Annotated in this window: 17 protein-coding genes; 13 read left to right on the top strand and 4 right to left on the bottom strand. The window is 42.3% G+C overall.

Annotation, left to right across the window (positions count from 1 at the left end):
• Nucleotides 1-23: 23 nt before the first annotated feature.
• The 7 genes from rbsU (at nucleotide 24) to MZO41_RS02440 (ending at nucleotide 6,425) form a co-directional block, all read left to right on the top strand.
• Nucleotides 24-908, top strand: coding sequence for a ribose/proton symporter RbsU (rbsU, locus tag MZO41_RS02470; RefSeq protein WP_003641602.1), 885 nt, complete (start codon nucleotides 24-26; stop codon nucleotides 906-908).
• Between the two features lie 304 nt (nucleotides 909-1,212).
• Complete coding sequence (locus MZO41_RS02465; RefSeq protein WP_003641601.1) at nucleotides 1,213-2,016, top strand: SDR family oxidoreductase; 804 nt, start codon at nucleotides 1,213-1,215, stop codon at nucleotides 2,014-2,016.
• A 33-nt stretch (nucleotides 2,017-2,049) separates the two neighbouring features.
• Nucleotides 2,050-3,915 (top strand): BglG family transcription antiterminator, encoded by a 1,866-nt coding sequence (locus MZO41_RS02460; RefSeq protein ID WP_003641600.1) that lies wholly within the window; start codon nucleotides 2,050-2,052, stop codon nucleotides 3,913-3,915.
• Complete coding sequence (locus tag MZO41_RS02455) at nucleotides 3,915-4,421, top strand: transcriptional regulator GutM (RefSeq protein WP_003641599.1); 507 nt, start codon at nucleotides 3,915-3,917, stop codon at nucleotides 4,419-4,421. The genes MZO41_RS02460 and MZO41_RS02455 overlap by 1 nt, the downstream gene beginning before the upstream one ends.
• A gap of 4 nt (nucleotides 4,422-4,425) precedes the next feature.
• On the top strand, nucleotides 4,426-4,977 hold the full coding sequence (gene srlA / locus MZO41_RS02450) for a PTS glucitol/sorbitol transporter subunit IIC (protein ID WP_003641598.1): 552 nt from the start codon (nucleotides 4,426-4,428) through the stop codon (nucleotides 4,975-4,977).
• A 23-nt stretch (nucleotides 4,978-5,000) separates the two neighbouring features.
• Nucleotides 5,001-6,020, top strand: coding sequence for a PTS glucitol/sorbitol transporter subunit IIB (gene srlE / locus MZO41_RS02445; RefSeq protein ID WP_003641597.1), 1,020 nt, complete (start codon nucleotides 5,001-5,003; stop codon nucleotides 6,018-6,020).
• A 27-nt stretch (nucleotides 6,021-6,047) separates the two neighbouring features.
• Nucleotides 6,048-6,425 carry a PTS glucitol/sorbitol transporter subunit IIA gene (locus MZO41_RS02440; RefSeq protein ID WP_003641596.1) on the top strand — a complete coding sequence of 126 codons (378 nt, stop codon included), beginning with the start codon at nucleotides 6,048-6,050 and terminating at the stop codon, nucleotides 6,423-6,425.
• 249 nt (nucleotides 6,426-6,674) lie between these two features.
• On the opposite strand, the gene MZO41_RS02435 is transcribed toward MZO41_RS02440, so the two are convergent.
• The 4 genes from MZO41_RS02435 to MZO41_RS02420 form a co-directional block, all read right to left on the bottom strand.
• On the bottom strand, nucleotides 6,675-7,541 hold the full coding sequence (locus tag MZO41_RS02435; RefSeq protein WP_013356081.1) for a PucR family transcriptional regulator: 867 nt from the start codon (nucleotides 7,539-7,541) through the stop codon (nucleotides 6,675-6,677).
• A gap of 31 nt (nucleotides 7,542-7,572) precedes the next feature.
• Complete coding sequence (locus MZO41_RS02430) at nucleotides 7,573-8,622, bottom strand: GntR family transcriptional regulator (RefSeq protein ID WP_003643602.1); 1,050 nt, start codon at nucleotides 8,620-8,622, stop codon at nucleotides 7,573-7,575.
• A gap of 229 nt (nucleotides 8,623-8,851) precedes the next feature.
• Nucleotides 8,852-10,663 (bottom strand): ABC transporter ATP-binding protein, encoded by a 1,812-nt coding sequence (locus MZO41_RS02425; RefSeq protein ID WP_164905384.1) that lies wholly within the window; start codon nucleotides 10,661-10,663, stop codon nucleotides 8,852-8,854.
• Nucleotides 10,644-12,392, bottom strand: coding sequence for an ABC transporter ATP-binding protein (locus MZO41_RS02420; protein WP_003641591.1), 1,749 nt, complete (start codon nucleotides 12,390-12,392; stop codon nucleotides 10,644-10,646). Before MZO41_RS02420 ends, MZO41_RS02425 begins: the two co-directional genes overlap by 20 nt.
• A 128-nt stretch (nucleotides 12,393-12,520) precedes the next feature.
• Here MZO41_RS02420 and MZO41_RS02415 point away from each other — a divergent pair, with 128 nt between their 5' ends.
• The 6 genes from MZO41_RS02415 (at nucleotide 12,521) to MZO41_RS02390 (ending at nucleotide 20,888) form a co-directional block, all read left to right on the top strand.
• Nucleotides 12,521-13,348 (top strand): AraC family transcriptional regulator, encoded by an 828-nt coding sequence (locus MZO41_RS02415; protein ID WP_003641590.1) that lies wholly within the window; start codon nucleotides 12,521-12,523, stop codon nucleotides 13,346-13,348.
• A 171-nt stretch (nucleotides 13,349-13,519) separates the two neighbouring features.
• Nucleotides 13,520-15,370 (top strand): beta-N-acetylhexosaminidase, encoded by a 1,851-nt coding sequence (locus MZO41_RS02410; protein ID WP_013356079.1) that lies wholly within the window; start codon nucleotides 13,520-13,522, stop codon nucleotides 15,368-15,370.
• A gap of 335 nt (nucleotides 15,371-15,705) precedes the next feature.
• Complete coding sequence (locus MZO41_RS02405; protein WP_003641588.1) at nucleotides 15,706-16,668, top strand: ABC transporter permease; 963 nt, start codon at nucleotides 15,706-15,708, stop codon at nucleotides 16,666-16,668.
• A gap of 12 nt (nucleotides 16,669-16,680) precedes the next feature.
• Nucleotides 16,681-17,598, top strand: a complete 918-nt coding sequence (locus MZO41_RS02400) for a carbohydrate ABC transporter permease (RefSeq protein WP_003643598.1) — start codon at nucleotides 16,681-16,683, stop codon at nucleotides 17,596-17,598.
• 89 nt (nucleotides 17,599-17,687) lie between these two features.
• Nucleotides 17,688-19,160, top strand: a complete 1,473-nt coding sequence (locus MZO41_RS02395; RefSeq protein ID WP_013356078.1) for an ABC transporter substrate-binding protein — start codon at nucleotides 17,688-17,690, stop codon at nucleotides 19,158-19,160.
• A gap of 102 nt (nucleotides 19,161-19,262) precedes the next feature.
• Complete coding sequence (locus tag MZO41_RS02390; protein ID WP_013356077.1) at nucleotides 19,263-20,888, top strand: glycoside hydrolase family 13 protein; 1,626 nt, start codon at nucleotides 19,263-19,265, stop codon at nucleotides 20,886-20,888.
• The last annotated feature ends 14 nt before the right edge of the window (nucleotides 20,889-20,902 follow it).

Below are 20,902 nucleotides of genomic sequence, written 5' to 3'. Positions count from 1 at the left end.
TGGTGATTAATGGAGGGATTGGAATGAATACTACCGCTTTACTAATTGGCTTAGGGCCGTTACTTGGTTGGGGACTTTACCCCACGATTGCGTCGAAAATTGGTGGTCGGCCTGTTAATCAGATCTTGGGTTCAACTATTGGAACGTTAATCTTTGCGCTGATTTATGCATGGGTGCAAGGGATTGCTTTTCCAAGCGGCATGAATCTCTGGTTTTCAATTCTATCAGGGATCGGTTGGGCAAGTGCCCAAATCGTGACATTTAAAGTGTTTACGATGGTTGGTTCTTCACGAGCAATGCCAATTACGACGGCCTTCCAGCTGTTGGGCGCATCACTGTGGGGCGTCTTCGCCTTAGGTGACTGGCCTGGGGCAATGGACAAGGTCTTGGGTGGCCTAGCCTTAGTTGGAATTATCATTGGTGCCTGGCTAACAGTGTGGTCTGAACATAAGGATGCAGGTAACGCCCGGACCTTACGCCAAGCTGTTATCTGGTTAGCAGTTGGTGAAATCGGGTACTGGGCTTATTCGGCTGCGCCCCAAGCAACCAATATTGGTGGGGAGGAAGCCTTCGTTCCCCAAGCAATTGGGATGGTTATTGTTTCGATCGTATATGCCCTGTTCTTAGCATCACGAGGTGAAAAGTTAGCCCTCGTTGAAGGGGTGTCATACACGCACATCATCTCAGGTTTCTTCTTCGCGTTTGCGGCGTTGACTTACTTAATCTCTGCGCAACCAAATATGAACGGATTAGCAACCGGCTTTATTCTTTCACAAACCTCCGTTGTATTGGCAACGTTAACCGGTATTTGGTTCTTAGGCCAAAAGAAGACTACCAAAGAAATGTGGGTCACGATTGGTGGACTGATACTAATTATTGCGGCAGCAGCTGTTACGGTGACGATTTAAAACAAATTAATATGGCTATAAGACTATTTAATAGAGTCGCTTTGAAGGAGTTATACGCTTCTTTAAAGCGACTCTATTTTTACGGTTATTGATTACAATGGTCGATTACAAAATTTGCTTTATGATATGGCGATAATGAAAATAATTCGGCATAATATTTATAGTTTATATCAGACATCTAAATGTTTGATGAATCATTAGTCCATTAATTTAAAAAGCCAATGAAAAAAGAGTGCATTAATAATGTATGCGCTTTCGTATATATTTATCTGTGAAGAAAAGAAATGATTAAGGAGCGATTTTGATGAATAATTCATGGATTAATATTTCGGGTAAGGTATACGTTGTTACTGGGGGCTCATCCGGTATTGGTAAAGCAATTGTAACTGAATTATTGAATAACGGGGCGATTGTTTATAATGCTGACCTCAATCAAGGTGATCAGCAAAATGATAATTTACACTTTGTTGAAACCAATGTCACAGATGCGGAAGCGGTTAATCGGCTGGTCTTAAAGGTTGTTGATGAACAAGGAAAAATTGACGGGCTTGTAAATAATGCTGGTATCAATTTGCCACGTTTATTGGCTGACGCCAAGGATCCTCACGGTAAGTATGAATTTGCAGAATCGGATTTTGCGAAAATGTTTGCCGTGAACGTGAAAAGCGTCTTCCTTGTATCGCAGGCAGTTACCCATCAATTCGAGAAGCAACAGTACGGTGTTATTGTTAATATGTCCTCAGAAGCTGGACTTGAAGGTTCACAAGGACAGAGTGTTTATTCAGCAACTAAGGGAGCGATTAATGGGTTCACTCGTTCGTGGGCTAAAGAATTAGGTGAACATAATATTCGGGTCGTTGGTGTCGCGCCAGGTATTATGGAAGCTACTGGGCTAAGAACACGCTCTTATGAAGAGGCGTTAGCTTATACCCGGCATAAAACTGTTGATGACATTCGGGCAGGCTATAAGAGTACGTCAACCACACCTCTTGGTCGGAGTGGCAAACTATCAGAAGTTGCGGATGCAGTTAACTATTTACTATCAGAACGTGCCAGTTACATTACCGGGGTTACGATTAACGTTGCGGGAGGCAAGAGTCGTGGTTAACCTTTAAATTTTAGTTGGGGGCATGGTGAGGCAATGGATAGGCAAAGTTTTGAAATATTAAACTTTTTTATTAATAATGATGCATTGACACTAAGAGAATTACAATCCCATTTTTCTGTTTCGAGAGTCACAATTACCAAGAATATTCGTGCAATCAATGATTATTTGGTGGGTATTGCAAAAATCAACGTTAATCAAGCCAAGTTTTACCTAGTTATCAATAATTATTCTGCCATGGCTAAGCTACAAACTAATTTTTTGAAAAAGGATTTAGATTTCAATGATCCCTCAAAGCGACAAGCAACGATTTTAAAAGAATTGTTACAGCAAATCACGGATTACGTTATTCTGGATGATTTGGCAGAATCATTGGCTGTGAGTCGTGGCACTATCAATAAGGATTTAAAAGCGCTCAAACAACAGCTTGATTATTACCAAGTCAGAATTGAGACAAAAACTAATCGTGGGATTCATTTAGCGGTTGAACATGATTATATGTATGCAGTAATTACACGAACTTTAGTCGGGAAATACTACGAACTGGAAGCAACCTGGGATAAAGCGACAGATGTCAAATTGCTTAATCTTGTTAAAAAACTTGATCATAATAATGATACTGTGACCATGGTTAAAAGAAATATTGCAGTTATTAATTGGTTACGTAAATATAACATTCAAATCAATGATCGTATTAATAACTATCATCCACTTCTTAGTGATGTAACGATGGCGTGCTTGCGGAATCTAGTTACTGAGATAATTGGTAGCTCGTTAAGCACTAGCGAATGGGAGTTTATTTCATACCCATTAAACATTAGAAAGCTACCGAAGGATGATAATCAGTTAGTTCAAGTGGGATTGGTCGAAGTTGAGGATTTAATGCAGTCGGTTTTTCCAATCCTTAAGCAAAAATTAGATGTGAATTTGGACTTTAAACGGCTGTTGATGGAGTTGCGATATCATTTATTATTTCTCATTAATCGGGCTATTTTTGATGTCAAGTCAGAAGGATTTATCTCGGTAGACATGTTAAGTAAGTATCCAGTTTCAACGGAGTTAGCGCAATTAACATTATCAACCATTGCCACTAAATTGAATATTCGGATTCGTTCCCAGGAGGTTGGTTATTTAACAGTCTATTTTCAGATGGAGCTTGAAGAATACATGGCAGCGCCAATTATTCATCGGGTTGCACTAGTTGAGCCCATTAATACTAGTATGAAAAAGTTTATTTCCGAGAAATTGAAAGAAATGTTAGATGATGATTTGCAGATTGATGTTTTTAACTCAATTAGTGAATGGGAGCAGAGTCCAGAAAAATATTTACTGATTTTTTCTAACAGTTTTTTAACAGATAATGAATTAATTAACCACGCGCCTATTATTCGGTTGAATTCTATTTTTAATCAAGGAACGTTACGTGAACGTCTTCAAATTTCGTTGGTTGATGAAGCTGTTAATCAGGGGCAGTGTCGATTTGATGTCACGCAGTTTGATGAACAGGAGACCTACGTCACTGGAGTGAAAAAATTAATTAATCAAGAGATACAACATGGTCAACTGACACCAGATTTTATGCAAGCTTGGCTTAATCGAGAGCAACAATCGAGTAGTATTTTTGGTGATGGGGTTGCATTGCCACACGTTATTGATAAATCTGGACTAAATCGAATCCTTGTAACAGTAGGAGTGTTTGAAAAACCGGTAGTATTCGATAATCAAAAGGTAAACGTGGTTTTTTTGGTCGCAATTCCGTATAAACTAGATGCAACATTAAGCAAAATATTAGCACAAGTATACGATCTAATTCGCAGTATCACAGCTAACAGCAATATTTATAATAACTTGAAAAATTATGATGAAAATCAAGGATTAAATCAGTTGATGGAGGCGATTTAATGTTAATTTATTTTGGCGTGATCCTAGTCAGTGCGTTTCTATTACAAGGTTTCCTTGGACTAAGACAAATTAAGAATTTTTCTAAAACCTTTCATCAATTACGAGTGTTAGCGCCAGTAGCAATTGGCAAAAATCCTAAAAAATTACGGTCGGGGACACTAATTCTATTAGCGATAAAGGATGACGGCACGATCTTAGAGGCTCAAATGATGAAGGGGGTTACGATTTTTGCAAAGTTTAGGGAATTGCATCAACTGCGGCAGAAAAATATTGCGGAAATTGCTGCTTCATACCAGCAATTAAAACAATTCGATAAGCTAACGCGAGTTTGTCTATTGGATGCCTATAAGAACTATTTAAATTACAAAGCAAATCAGCTAACGCCACAAGATTTCGATGGTAGTGTCAAAATTTGGAGCCTACCAATGATTGAAAAGCTGAAATCTATTTATTATAAAGGCTTAGCAAGTTTGCGAAAAAAACAAGTGAACGTAAAGGAGCATTAATACTATGAAAGTAGTCACAGATTTGGCCTCGGGCTTTATGGGGCTGTTTCAGAGTGGTGGTAAAACATTAATTGGATGGATGACATCAATTATTCCTGTTGTGCTATTGCTGTTAGTCTTGATGAACGCGATTATTGCCTTTGTTGGTGACAAGAAGATGGCCAAGTTGGCCAGAGCTTCGTCAAAGAATCCTGTAACCCGTTATTTAATTTTACCGTTTGTTTCGGCATTTATGCTCGGTAATCCTATGGCGCACTCAATGGGACGGTTCTTGCCAGAATACTATAAACCTAGTTGGTATGCATCGATTGCTCAATTTTGCCACACTAGTAATGGGGTATTCCCACATATCAATCCTTCCGAGTATTTCATTTGGTTAGGGATTGCGCAAGGGGTTCAGAAGTTGGGATTGAATACAATGGATTTGGCGATTCGATATCTATTAGTCGGCCTAGTAATGAACTTTATCGGTGGTTGGATTACTGACTTTACAACAGCCTATGTTTGCAAACAACAAGGGATTACCTTGTCCAAGAAAGTTGAATTTAACGGCTAATTGAGAGAGTGAGGAACGAGATCATGGCAAAGGAATATCATAGTATCAAAGTTGTTAAAGGCTCTGGTGGCTGGGGCGGCCCGCTAATTATTACACCAACTATCACGAAGCATAAATTTGTTTATGTCACTGGAGGTAATAAACCAGCAATTGTTGATAAGATTGCTAAGTTGACAGGAATGGAAGCTGTTGATGGCTTTAAGACGTCAATTCCTGATGAAGAAACAGCATTAGCGGTTGTAGACTGTGGTGGGACATTAAGGTGTGGAATTTATCCCAAGAAGGGTATCAAAACAATTAACGTATTACCGACTGGTAAGAGCGGTCCCTTAGCGCAATTTATGAATGAAGCTAATTATGTTTCCAATGTAGATGTTGATCAGATTATGTTGGTAACATCTGAGGAGGAGCAATTTTCTGACAGTCAAAATGAAAGCGCTAACCAATTTGAGAATGTAGATGACGATACGAAATTCGATAATACAAAGACACTAACAGCACAAACAAAAAATCCTGGGATCTTAACTAAGATTGGGATTGGTGCTGGGCGAGTCGTTTCGACGTTTAATCAGGCCGCAAAAGATGCTGTTCAAACAGTTATTAATACTATTATTCCATTTATGGCATTTGTGGCATTAATTATTGGGATTATTAATGGCTCTGGAATTGGTAAGGTTTTTGCCAGTATCATGGAGCCGTTAGCAGGCAATGTCTGGGGCTTGATGGTTTTAGGATTTATTTGCTCATTACCATTCTTATCTCCATTGCTTGGGCCAGGCGCAGTTATCGGTCAAGTTATCGGGACCTTGATTGGCGTTGAAATCGGGAAAGGTAATATTCCACCACAGTATGCATTACCAGCATTATTCGCGATTAACACGCAAAATGGTTGTGACTTTATTCCAGTTGGCTTAGGACTAGCTGAGGCTGATTCTAAGACGGTTGAAGTTGGGGTGCCATCAGTGTTATATAGTCGGTTTATCAACGGCGTTCCGCGGGTCTTTATTGCTTGGATTGCAAGTTTTGGATTATATTCAAAATAAATTTTTAGAAGGTTTGAGGTGTATTGTATGATGACAAAAGAGAGAATTATCTTTTCAACAAAGGTCTTAGAAATAGGTGCGGAATCTGCTGATTTTAAATCGATTGGCATGGCAGTATTATTTGGTGATGAAGCTCCAGACGCATTACGGCCTTCTTGCTTTATTATCGAAGTTGTCCCAATAAGTGAGCAAATCACAGCAGGAATGAAACTTGAAGTCGACAATCAAGTCTATCAAATTACAGCAGTTGGTGGCGAAGTCCAGACTAACCTTGGAAGATTAGGCCATACGGCTATTAGTTTTACGGGTGCAAAGGAGGCTAAATTGCCTGGGACGTTATATGTTGAGCAGGGCGATTATCCTGATTTTAAAGTCGGTAGCGTGGTACGGATTATAGCTGAATAAAGTTCTGATCTTAAAATATCTGTTGTCAGGTAATCAAGTTGAAACTTGATTATTGACGACAGATATTTTAGTTTGAAATACTATGTTCTTTGTGAAAGAGAAATATGAAAGCCTTAACCTAGCTATGCTAGTCCAAGATTACATAAAGTACGCTATGTTATTGTACTTTTATACTGATAAGGTGTTCACTAATATTATTTAATGTCGTATTTTTAATCGAATCATATGGGCTAATGGCAGCTACTCTATTCATTTCTCCACTTGATTAATAACTTGCCCCAATGTCAGCAAATAGCAATACACAAGATCATCCATATTCTTAAGATTTAAACCGTTACAACGTTCAAACTTCTCGATTCGATAGAGTAGAGTATTACGATGTAGGAATAACTTGCTAGCTGCTTGGCGGACGTTGCCCTGGGTATGATAAAGCGCGCGGATTAGCTGCTTATTGTCGGAATCCAGGGAGAGACTATTGCGCAAGGCTTGCAGTTCAGGTTGGTGCTGATTGACTAAAAAGGGTAAAAGACTGCTACTAAGGGTGACAATCGTGTCTTGCTGATTCTGTGAGAATAATTGTTGTTCTAAAGCGAAGGTGGTTGGTAGGTCTTGGCTCGACCTATGTGTGCTACCAATGAATAAATGGGTATTAGTATAAAAATCATTGTCAATAAGGGCTAAAAGACTGGCTAAGTCAGCACTGGTATCGGTTAATGACTCTGTTAGCAAAAGATATCCAGAGTCAGCGGTGATAAAAGCGCGGTGTAAGACGTGTTCGAAGGTGTCAGCGATAGCGCTCAACCATTGCGAACGGTCGGCATGTCGTTCGGTGAAGCGTACTCTAAATTGTAGTAGTTGTAACTTTTTTGCGGTCGTCTGCGGGGCGGTCGTGTGGCGGCCTGTCAAAAATTCTGACCATGCATCGCCAGTTGTCGCGTTTGATTTAGTATGGGTTAATAATTCTAGTAGTGACAACTCGCGATTACTCAGGTTTGTAGTATCAATACAAATGTATTTGCCGGCATCAATAGCCACACAGACCATATTTTTAGCCACAGAGGGTCGAGGAGAAATCGTGGCTTGCGGATAAATTGATAATAGTTGTTGCGTTTCCATCAACATGACCTCCCTAGAAAAATAAATATGACTAATATTGATTAGTGGATGACCGGACCATCAGCTTGACGCCAACAACGATTTGATCATCAAAAAGATGTTCAGGATTATTAATTTGATCGAGTAGTGCTTCGACGGCTTTAGCGCCAATTGCAGCAAAGTCTTGGACAACCGTAGTTAGTGCGGGATTATTTCGGGCAGCTGCGGGTAAATTGTCGAATCCAACCAGTGCAATTGAGGTATCGCTATTGGAAGTAAGTTCTTGAAGTCGCTGTAACGCGCGTAGGGCCACAACATCGTTTTCTGCAATAATTGCGGTGATTCTCTGTGCTTGGATATAGGCTTTTAATTGAACAGCCGTCGTACAAGCCTGCAAGGCTTGCGCCCAACGTAAAGGCAATGCGGCATCGCTAGTAGCTAGCTTTAGATGGTTGAAGTAGCCTAAAAAACGATCACTGACAGTACCAGTAAATGTTTGCCAAAATGGCGTCTCTGGTAAGAAGGCAATTCGGTGGTGGCCACGACTTTGTAAGTGTTCGCAGGCAATTTTACCGCCAGCGACGTTATCACTTGTAACGCTGGGAACGGCAAGTGCAGCCGGTTGTTTATCAAGGACGACTAGTGGCATTTTTTGCGCGTATAGCCGCATTAAGATTGGCAGCTCGGTAGCTAAGTTTTGTGGATAATAGATAATACCTGCGTATTGAGAAGCTAGTTCGTCTAAGTTAAGCTGGATAAAACGCTCGTTAGCCATCAATTTTAACTGCCAAGTCGTACCGGCTAGCGTCCCTTGAATGCCACTTGGATAGTCCCCAAAGGACGTTGTTTCTGGGAATGGCAGTACCAGTAAGATTTGCCGTTGAGTAGTACTCTTGTGAGGCTTAACAAAGGTTCCCCCACCACGAACGCGATAAACGAGGTCGGCAGCGGCCAATTCGTTCAATGCCCGCTTAGACGTGATACGACTAACACCATGCTTGATGGCAATTGCATTTTCGCTTGGTAATCGATCGTTAGGCGCATACTCGCCACGTAAGATTGCTAGTCGCAATTGTTTAAATAAGATCTCGTATTTAGCCATCTGCCCACCTCCACTTGGTATAGTCAAACCGACCATTTTTGTGGCTAATTACTTCATGATAGTTTGATTTTAACCGCTTACATGGTCTATTCCTAGGGAGAAACTATATCAAGATGTGCACAAACTATACTTTTTTACAGAAAGTGACCGAATGGTAACTGGGCAAGGATAATGGGTTACCACGTAAAAAAGGACTGCTAGTAAAACAGTCCTTAAATTACACTCATTGTCAATTTTGATCTTGGAGCATTTGGTACTGAGAGTCATAGAGACGATAGTATTCGCCGTGCATTGCCATTAGTTGATCATGACGACCGGCCTCGACGATGCGGCCATGATTGATCACAAGTATCTGATCCGCTCGTTGGATGGTGGATAAGCGGTGTGCGACGATAAAACTAGTTCGTCCTTTTAATAATTCATTAAGTCCTTCTTGTAACAAGGTTTCAGTTTTTGTGTCAATTGCGGCAGTGGCTTCATCTAAAATAAGAATTCGCGGATCGGCTAGCAAAACCCGGGCAAAGGCGAGTAATTGTCGTTGCCCCGCTGATAAGCTGCTACCATGCTCCTGAACCGTTGTATTATAGCCAGCGGGCAATGTTTGAATGAAAGCATCTGCGCGAGCAATTTTGGCGGCCGAACGAACTTCGTCATCCGTTGCGTCAAGTCGACCGTAACGAATATTATCCATTATGGTGCCCGAAAAGATGAATGTTTCTTGTTGCATGACACCCATCTGTTGCCGCAGTGAATCGAGTGTAACTTGCTGCAAATTGATATTATCGATGGTAATATTGCCAGTTGTGACGTTGTAAAAGCGCGACAATAGATTAATTATCGTCGTTTTGCCAGCGCCGGTTGGTCCAACTAAAGCGATTGTTTGTCCGGCTTGGGCGTGAAACGAGATGTCGTGTAATGTCAACGGGCCGGCTTCTTCATAGCGAAATGAGACATTGTTGAAGCGGACGTCTCCCTTAATGGGCGGCAAGTTAAAGGCGTCTGGGGTATCGAGAATCTGTGGTTTTTCATCCATAGTTTCGAAGATACGTTCCAAGTATGCGGTGGCAGTAATTAAGGAATTATAGAAGTTACCGATGTTAATCACTGGGTTCCAAAAATTATTGATGTACCCTAAAAAGGCAATTAGCGTCCCAGTACTGACAACGACCCCCAGTTGCTGAATACCGATAAAGTAAATTAGTGCAGTTGTAATTGTTGAGATGTTTTGCACCCCTGGACCGAGCGCGTATTGAATTTTGACAGCTTGCATATAGGCACGCCGATTGTCATCAGCAACCGCATCAAAGGTCTGGATCGCGTTGGCCTCCTGGGCGAAACCTTGCGTCACTTTGATTCCAGCAATGCTTTCATGGATATAAGCATTGAGATTGGACTGTTTATCGCTTAGTTTGCGAAAGGCTTGACGCTGCTTTTTTTGAATCAGGTAAGCCCATAAAACTAGTACTGGAATCAATGCGAGACTATCAAGGGTCAATTGCCAGTTAATTGCAAACATGAATATTAACGTGACGAGGACTGAGATAATATCAGATATGAGTTTAACTAAGCCATTTGCCAGTAGATCACTTAGTGTATTGATATAGTTAACCACCCGGATCAGAATCTTACCATGCGGTCGAGAATCAAAATAAGCAAATGGTAACTCTTGTAAATGGGTGAATAGATCAGTCCGCATATCAATTAGTAAACTTTGACCAATCTCGGTGATTGCCCAGATACGATATCGAAAACACAGGAATGCGATGACTAAGCTGATTAGAAATGTGCCACTTAATGCCCAGATCAATGGAAGATTACGGTTAGGAATCGCAGTGTCGATCGCGATTTTCATCAAATAGGGACCCAAGATGATGGCGATGTTGCCAATTAAAATAGTGATTAACACAAAGCACAATCGCCACGAGTAAGGTCGTAGATAGTGGCCAAGTCGTGCGTAGTCGTGCCAATTAAAGCGGCTGGTAAGTTCTTCGTCTTCGTTGTAGGTGTTTCGCTTGGTCACACTACTCATCTCCTTTCGCATCTTTAATTAGTCCGAGTTGCCGACGATAAGTCTCTGCATAGTAGCCGTTCTGAGCAAGTAAAGATTCATGATTGCCTTGTTCGATAATCTCACCATGACGTAGAACAATGATGTGATCAGCATGGCGGAGTGAGGAAATCCGAGAGGCAATGATGAAGACTGTCTTATTTTTTGTAATCGCTTTCAATCGTTGTTGAATGGTTGCTTCAGTCTCCATATCGAGAGCGCTAGTCGTATCATCTAGAATCAAAATACGAGGATCTTTAACAAGTGCTCGGGTTAGAGAGATCCGTTGTTTTTGACCACCTGAGAGACCAACGCCTCGTTCACCGACAACGGTATCATAACCGTCAGGCATCTGATCGATGAAGTTATTGGCATCAGCGATAGCCGCCATCTCGCGGATAAATGGTATTGACGCATCGTGATTGCCGTAATTAATATTGTCGGTAATGGTGTCCGAGAACAAGAAAAGATCTTGCGTTACAATCGTAATTTGGTTTCGTAAGTCTTGGGCCGACCACTGCTGAATATCGCGTCCGTCAATTAAGATACGGCCGTTCGTGGGATCATAAAAACGAGCAATGAGATTCATTAACGTTGTTTTTCCAGAGCCAGTTTCACCAAGGATTCCGAGCGTTTGTCCTGGTTCGACAGTAAAATTAATATCCAAAAGTGCGTTGACTTGAGGTGTATCTGGGAAAGCAAAGTCGACGTGCTGAAACTGGACAGCGCCTCGAATAGGAACCACTTGTTGTGATTTAGTGGTTATGATTGTTGGTTGCGTGTTCAGCATTGAACGGATTTTAATAGTTGCGGCTGAAAAGCGCTGAATATCGTTAATTAACCAGCCACTCATACGCATCGGTTGGTTGAGCATCCATAAAAAGCCGTTAAACGAAACCAGTTGTCCTAGGCTCATCTGGTGATTAATCACGAGAATACTTCCGAGCAGTAAAACAATGACTGATAACAAGGATGCAAGAAAATCTAAAGTCGGTAGGTACCGCCTAGAAACGGCAGCGGAGGCCATGTTCTTTTCCTTGTAATCATGATTGAGTTGCTGGAACTTCTCGATTTCATAATCTTCACGGGCAAAGGCCCGCACGATCCGATTACCTGAAATGTTTTCTTCAACCATGGCATTCAAGTGGGCGAAGCTCTGACGGATGTCAAAGAAGACAGTGTGTGCTTCGGTACTCATGCGTGTCGTTAACCAGGCGATAATGGGTGTTAGGATAATTAGTGCGAGCATTAATTGCCAGTTGAGCCAACCCATGACAATCACGGCAGTTAAGAACCATAGGACACATTCGGCGGTGTTATAGGTAACCCAGCATAGAAAGTGTCGGATTGCATCAGTATCACCAGTTAACCGAGCCATAATATCGCCGTTAGTGACAGAGTTGAAGAAGGGGTAATCTAAGGATTGCAATTTCGTGAATAAATCATGGCGAATGTCATACAATGAATTTTGACCGACGCGTTCCCAGAGGATAATGTAGCAGTAACGCATCACGGTTCGAATTAACGTGATACCGACCATCCCTGCTAATAAAGGCAGAAGCAAGTTGAGATGTCGTTGATTGATGACCACGTCAACAATGATGCCACCCAATAATGGTACTGCTACTACACCAAGTGCATTGACGGTAATTAAGAGACTAGCTAGTATGATTTGCCAGCGGCTGTGCCGGGCGTATTGCCAGACCCACTGATAAGGATTCATGATTAACCTCCCGTAGTAACCAGCTAAAGCTGGCTAACTTGACAAGGCTAAGTATGATGATATTGGAGGGATCATTGAATAGATTATTTTGACTAGTTTAATGTCTTTTTTTGTAAGGAGGGATCACAATGTTGCAATTAAGTGAATTTGAACCGGAAGTCCTTTACGCCTTTCCGTTTCGAAATGAACATCCAGGAACCTACGTCTATCATCAACATGATTTTCTAGAGCTCTCAATAATGTTGGAAGGGTATTCAGACTACAATGTGGAAGGACAATGGCGTCGAGTTGTTGCCGGTCAGGCACTACTGTTTAACCCTGGCATTCATCATCAGGAGACTCAGCCCCCGCATACCCAAAGCCTTCAACTGCACATAGGCTTTCGGCATATCGCGCTACCTGGTCAGGTGCCTAACCACTTGCCCTTTAAAGATGCGTTAATTAGTCTTGATGATTATCGGGCAGAATTCATGGCAAATGCCCAACGAATTGTAGCGGAAAGTCAGCGCCCCACCGTATTTGGGCACGCCTTGTTAATTCAAGCGATGGTGATTGAACAGCTTTGCTGGTTATTGCGATCCTTACCAGAGAATAGTGTTAGTAACGATTATACCGAACTGCATCAAGGTAATGTTAGTCGAGATCAGCAGGCGTTGGTCAATGCTGCCACGTATTACTTGGATGTGCATTACAATGAAGATCTGACATTAGGAACGGTGGCTGCCTCCCTTCATGTTAGTGCGGCGTACTTGTCACGAACGTTTAAGGCAATTCAAGGCGAAACGCCGATTAGTTATTTGACAAGGCTAAGAATGCAACGTGCTAAGCAACTGCTCATGCAAGAAGCAATCACAGTACGCCAAGTTGCTCATGCGGTCGGTTATCAAGATCCGTATTATTTTAGCAAGGTATTCAAGCGGTACTTTGGCGCTGCCCCAACGTTAATCGAGAGATAAAGGTGATAAAATACCAATAATACGGGAAGTTGGTATAGTTAGCGGAACAACTTTATTCAAAAATGTAAGCGCTACCCTGTTTACTGTACTCCCATTATGGTATATTTCAGTCGCAAAAATAGATCTTGTCAGACCCCAAAAAATAATGAACTTGTAGGAGGAATTTTCTAAATGATAACGTGGCAAGGGTTGACTACTGAGCAAGTACAGTCAGTACAGGCGGTTTGTGCCGCAATCATGCCGACAAGCGATCTTAGTGTTGAATGCCAGCATGCGACAACTGGTATTCACATTCAACGCAATGGTGATCAGGCGCGTCTCACATATGGCAGTACGGCAGAGTTGATGCATGGTGCGGCATTGTTATGTGGTCGAGCCCGGAAAGCAACGCAATTTGATATTCGACAGCAACCAAGATTTGAAGTGCTGGCTGCCATGCTCGATGTTGCTCGTAATGGCGTACCAACAGTTGCAATGATAAAGCAAATCATCCGGCGACTAGCAAGCATGGGTTACAATGAGTTATGGCTATATTTAGAGGATCTGTTTGAAATCCCAGAGGCACCATATTTTGGTCGTGGTCGTGGTCGTTATCAGCAGACCGAACTACATGAGATTGCTTTGTATGGTGATCGTTTTGGTGTGACGATCGTTCCAGCTGTTCAGACTTTAGCACATCTGCATAATGCGTTAAAGTGGGATTCGCATGCGGCAGTCAAAGACACGGACGATACGTTACTGGTGGGAGCACCTGCAACAAAGGATTTCCTCACTAATCTTTTGCGTGCGGCGAGTGCCCCGTTCACAACTAATAAGATTCACGTTGGGATGGATGAAGCCTATCAGCTTGGCCGTGGACGCTATTTAGATCAAAATGGGTTTACAGATCAAGAAACACTTATCTTACAACAGTTACAATTAGTCGTATCGTTAACTCAGAAATTAGGTTTAAAAGCTTATATGTGGAGTGACTTATGGTTTACATTCGCTTCATCAAAGCATGAAATGTATGATCCGGATGTGCATTTTGACCCTGCCTTTAAAGCGAGTTTACCGCCAGTCGGTCAAGTTTATTGGGACTATTACCATGAAGATGAACAGACTTATCGTGAGCGCTTTACCCAACACTTCGAACTTAGTGATGATGTGGCGTTTGCGGGCGGAATCTGGACGTGGAGTGCTTTGGCACCTAATCAAAGTAAGATGTTGGCAACGATTGACGCGGGCTTGAAAGCTGCCAAAGCGAGTGGCGTGCAGCAAGTAGTTGCGACAATGTGGTTTGACGACGGCGCAGAAGTACCTTTTAGTGCAGCGTGGTATGGCCTACAAGCTTTTGCAACTTATCAGTATTACGAGGATGTCACATCGGCGATGATCGATACAGAATATGCCATGATACAGGGCGAAAACGCGACTTTTTATCGACTCTTAGATCAATTTGATAACTTTACGAGTAAAGTTAACGTCGATGCTGATAATGTGAGCAAGTTGATTCTTTATGAGGATCTAATGTTGCAGCGATACCGGTCTAACTTAGCAGTTATTGATGTTGAAGCTCATTATCTGGACTTAATGACGAAGCTTGATCAGGTACACGTCCATCAAGAAAATCAATTGATGGTGACCTTTTACAAGCAATTGGCACGGACGGTTTTAGTAAAACAACGAGCTCTAAAGGTAGTGGTAGCCCTTGCTGATTCTGATGTAACCAAATTACGGGCTGACTCGGCTCGAGCGGCGGTGACAAGTTGCCAGCATGCACTGGAACAATTATTACGCGATTTTCGAGCGCTTTGGCAGCAACAACGGCGTGGAAATGGCTTTGAGGTTATCGATGTTCGATTAGGTGGTCAAATCGCGCGCTGTGAGACGGTTACTTGGCGTATTGATGAATGGCTAGCAGGACGTGATGACTTAGCTGAATTGCGAGAACCGTTATTACCAATGGATAAGCGCAATAACGGATTGGTCGGGCACGGGCTGTATAAAGAAATTGTGAGCGCCTGTGAATTGTCATTTTAGATAGAACCGTAACGACGCCGAAAAAATGGTGTCGTTTTTATTTTGGTTGATAACGATAATGGAATGGATGCTAACACAATGCTCGACACTAGCTTGATATGCTGATGTTGGTATGCTAACAACGTGTTAATTCGATTGTTAGGTTGTTTAATAAACGTTTTAATCAGAGTGGCCCGTTGATTCTAACAGGATTAGATTGTTGATTTTTGTGTCGAAATTATACCTAATTTTGATGAAATCTTGAGTTTGTCAATATATCCCTTAAGTTAGTTGATTGTTGCCGTTTGAGAAAGCGGTTACTATAACAGGTGTAATAATGAAAGGAGGGAGAACCGATGGCACAAAATGCCGCAGTTCCAATTGTCAAGAAGCGCAATTTCTTCCAGCGTTTATGGGACAACCGCGTATTCTTGCTCATGGTTGCTCCAGGTGCGATATTATTAATTATCTTCTTCTACATTCCCGTGTTGGCTAACGTTGTTGCCTTTCAAAACTTTCAATACTCGGATCAAGGCTTCATCTATAGTGTGCTGCATAGTCCGTGGGTTGGCTTTCAGAACTTTGCCTTTTTCTTCAAATCGGCAGATTTTTGGATCGTGTTACGTAACACGGTTGGGTACAATTTAACCTTCTTACTGTTGAACTTTTTCTTTGCCATCTTCTTTGGCATTGTCATGAGTCAAATGCGCAACCAACGACTTTTGAAAGCTTATCAGACTTCAATGCTATTTCCATATTTCTTATCATGGGCAATCTTGGCCTACTTCGTATACGCCTTCTTGAGTTCGGATAAGGGTATTTTGAACCATATTATTCAGTCATTTGGCGGGACACCGATTGACTTCTACAATACGCCGTGGGTCTGGCCATTTATCATTATCTTCCTAGGGGTTTGGAAAGGAATCGGATACAACAGTATTCTGTACTTTGCCACGGCCATGGGAATTGATCCATCGTACTATGATGCGGCGATGATGGATGGTGCAAATAAATGGCAACAGATTAAAAACGTGACGTTACCACACATCCTACCAGTTGCAACGTTAATGTTGATCTTGAATATTGGGGGGATCTTCCGTAGCGATTTCGGGCTATTCTACCTAATTCCGCGTTCATCAGGGACGTTGATTAATGTGACACAGACCTTTGATACGTATATTTACCGCGCGTTGACGACGACTAATGATATTGGGATGTCAACGGCTGCTGGGCTAATGCAATCAGTTGTCGGTGCACTGTTAATCATTGTTTGTAATTGGGTGGTTCGGCGTAAACAGCCAGAATCAGCATTATTTTAGGGGGTGCCGTCATTGCGTAAGAAAAAACATATTTCAGCTGTTGAGATTCGCAAGTTCGGACCTGGCGCCAACCTGTTTTTCAACATCTTCCTAGCAATCTTTGCACTATCGTGTATCTTACCGTTCTTCTTCATCATTATCTTATCGTTGACACAAGAATCAGATATTACGACGTATGGGTATCAATTCTGGCCTAAACATTGGACCTTTGCGAGCTATCAGTATCTCGCTAAAATGGGTCATCAAGTGTTAGTCTCATTAGGTGTTACGATCTTTGTAACAGTTGTTGGGACCATAATGAACAGTTTGTTTAGTTCGACGTACGCGTATGCAATTTCTCGTAAGGACTTTGCCTATGCTAGATTCTTCACTATTTTCGCTTTGATTTCTATGCTGTTTGTTCCAGGTATGGTGCCAACTTACTTGGTTGTGACTCAAATGCTAGGTCTACAGGATAATATCTGGGCGTTAATCTTACCGATGAGCTTTGGGGTGTATAACGTTTTGATCATGCGGACTTTCTTCAAGACATCCATTCCGGAAGCAATCATTGAATCGGCACGGATCGATGGTGGTAGTGAGTTGCGGATTTTCCGGAGTATCGTGGTACCTCTGGCAATTCCAGGGATTGCAACAATTAGTTTATTCACGTCACTAGGTTATTGGAATGATTGGATGAATGCCTTGCTATACATCAACAAGGATAGCGTCACACCATTGCAATATTTACTCATCAAGATTCAAAACAATATTCAGTTTATGACACAAAATATGCAAGCCAATGGCGCAATTGCGGGTGCCGCCAATGTTCCAAGTGAAGGTATGCGGTTCGCAATCGTTGTTGTTGCAACTTTACCAATTGCATTAACCTACCCATTCTTCCAGAAGTACTTCGTCAAAGGAATGACGATTGGTGGCGTCAAAGGTTAGTTTGGTAGTGTTGCGTATTTAATTCGTTTTAACTGTTCGGGGTATTAATAAGTCATTTCAAAAAACTTTTCCGAGGGGGAAGAACAGCTATGAATAAATTTGTAAAGGGTGCGGCCCTAGTTAGTGCCGTAGCATTTGGAACAGTGGCACTAGCTGGTTGTGGTAAGTCCAATAGCGATTCAGCATCCAGTAAGGCAACAACCGTTAATATGTATATGCCTGGTGATAAGCCGAAGAACTATGACGCAATGATTAAACGGGCGAATAAAGAAATTCATAAGACTTACAAGAATATCAATTTAAAGATGAACTTTATCGGCTGGGGCGATTATGAACAGAAGTACAATGTTATGGTTACTTCTGGTAGCGGTTACGATTTGGCCTTTGCGCAAAACTATACGTCAAATGCACTTAAGGGTGCATACGCCGATATGAATAGCGAATTAAAGAGTGGTGGTGTGGCCAACAAAGCGTACAAACAAGTTGATTCAGCCTACTGGAAAGGGCTAAAGGTTAACGGTAAAACATATGGCTTCCCAGTCAATGCCAACATTTACGCGCAGAATATGCTGACATTCAACGATGAATTCTTGAAAAAGTACAATATTAGTATTAATGATGTTGATTCATACGCAAGCATGGAGTCAGCTTTAGCGAAATTCCATAAAGAAAAACCAGGAGTGGCAGCCTTTGCAATCGGTCAAGGGTTCAAGGCATCACCAAAACACATGGACTTCCCATTGGGTAATGGGCTACCATTTGCCATTGACTCTAGTGGTTCAAGTAAGAAGATTGTGAATGTCTACGATACTAGTGAAATGCAAGGAATCCTGAAGACTTTGCACAGCTATTACCAAAAGGGTTATATTCCTAAGGATGCTGCAACGTCTAGCACACAATATAACTTACAAGATAACACTTGGTTCGTACGTCAAGAAACCCAAGGACCATTCGATTACGGCGATTCCGCTTTGATTACGAATGCGGGCGGTAAGAAGATGAAGTCTAAGACCATTACAGATCCTTATAAGTCATCTGCTCAATCCCAAGTGGCTGTATGGACAATTTCCAAGACTTCCAAGCATAAGAAAGAAGCGATGCAAGTCTTGAACCTGTTGAACACGGATAAGACCTTGCTTAACAACATTACTTGGGGTCTTGAAGGAACTCAATGGAACTTTACGGACAAGGCTAAGGGTAAGATCAAGATAACCAATAAGTACAAGCCTAACACATTCATTGGTGCTTGGATGATGGGTAATAACAAGAACCTTTATACTCAAGACTCAACGACTGAAGCGATGATTAAGAAGCGTGATCAATCTATTAAGGATGCGAAGACTTCTGCAGCACTTGGTTTCAATCCTGATACGAGTTCATTGAAGACCGAGATTACGAACTTATCGAACGTAATGAGTAAGTATCTTGATATCTTAAATACTGGTACTGCCGACCCAGTCCCAACAATTAAGAAGATGGACAAAGAGCTCAAAGCCGCTGGTTACGATAAAGTTCAAAAAGAATTACAGAAACAATACGACGCCTTCTTAGCTAAACAGTAACACTTAAATCATTTACCACAAAGAGGTCGGGTGCTGGGCACTACGACCTCTTTGTCTACATACAAATTGGGCCATAATTAAGACTAATAGGGGGTCAGCAGCATGCAAGCACATTGGTGGCAACGCGCAACGGTTTATCAGATTTACCCACGTAGCTTTCAAGATAGTAACGGGGATGGAATTGGTGACATCCCTGGGATTATCAGTCGGCTCGATTACTTGGCAACCCTTGGTGTGGATGCGCTGTGGTTAAGCCCGGTATACAAAAGTCCGAATGCTGATAACGGCTATGACATTGCGGATTATCAGGCGATTGACCCAGCATATGGCACGATGGCCGATATGGATCAGTTGATCGCTCAAGCGGCTCAGCGTGGCATAAAAATCGTGATGGATTTGGTCGTGAATCATACCAGTGATGAGCATCTGTGGTTTGTGGATGCTTGTCAGAATCCAGATAGTCCGACGCGCGATTATTATGTATGGGCGGATGCTGTTGATGGGCATGCGCCTAATGATCTGACATCTGGTTTCAGTGGCGGTTCAGCTTGGGAGCTAGATGAACTAACGGGCCAATACTTTTTGCACTTGTTTTCAAAAAAGCAGATTGATTTGAATTGGCAGAATCCAGACTTACGACGCGCAATTTATCGTATGATGAATTTCTGGATCGATAAGGGAATCGAAGGGTTTCGGATGGACGTCATAGATATGATTGCCAAGGAGCCACGTGCAAAAATTTTAGTGAATGGGCCGCATCTGCATGAATATTTACATGAAATGAATCGTCAGACTTGGCGGAACCGTGATTTTTTAACAGTCGGTGAAGCCTGGAGTGCAAGTCCAGAAGATGCGCGACAGTACAGTGATGAGCAGCGCGAAGAATTAAGTATGGTCTTCCAATTCGGCCACTTATGGGCTGATCGCCAGGTTGGCGGCGAAAAGTGGGAACAGCGACCACTTGATGTTGCACAACTGAAACAAGCGCTCTATGCTTGCCAAACGACGATGGCGACTCACGGGTGGAATAGTTTATTCTGGAGTAACCATGACCTGCCCCGCGCCGTTTCACGCTTTGGGGCTACGGGTCAGTACCGAGAGCTGAGTGCGAAGATGTTAGCCATTGCTTTACACGGACTAAAAGGCACACCTTTTGTCTATCAAGGGGAAGAGATTGGTATGACTGATTGCCCAGTTGCAACTATCGATCAAGTTAACGATGTTGAAGCCCGGACAATTTATCGACAATTACGAGCACAGGGTGATGATGCTGGTACCGCCATGCAGAAAATCAATATCTTTAATCGTGATAATGCGCGGACGCCCATGCAATGGACGGCTAAGCAACACGCGGGATTTACAACGGGCAAACCATGGTTGGCAATCAATGCCAATTATCCGAGGATCAATGTTGCGGCCGCCCAAGCGGACCACCAATCGATATGGTGGACGTATCAGCGGCTAATTAGATTACGCAAACAGTCGGCGGTGTTGCAACAGGGTGAGTTTACCGAGTTATCAGCGGTACCGTCACCAATCGTTGCCTACACTCGGAATTGGCAACAAACCCAATGGCTAATTTGCGCTAATTTTGCTGATACACTTATTACGGTAGATCTACCAAAGCGAGCATCTGAGTTGATTATCAGTAACTATCAAGATTATCCTGAGCAACTGGGGCGGGTGGTATTACGACCGTATGAAGCGTTTATCCTTGCATTAAGCTAGAAGTGGAAACGCTA

The sequence above is a fragment of the Lactiplantibacillus sp. C232 genome, assembly GCF_023806725.1.
GTDB lineage: Bacteria > Bacillota > Bacilli > Lactobacillales > Lactobacillaceae > Lactiplantibacillus > Lactiplantibacillus plantarum.
Note: the sequence above shows the minus strand (reverse complement) of the source record. Positions and strands in the feature narration are given on the sequence as shown.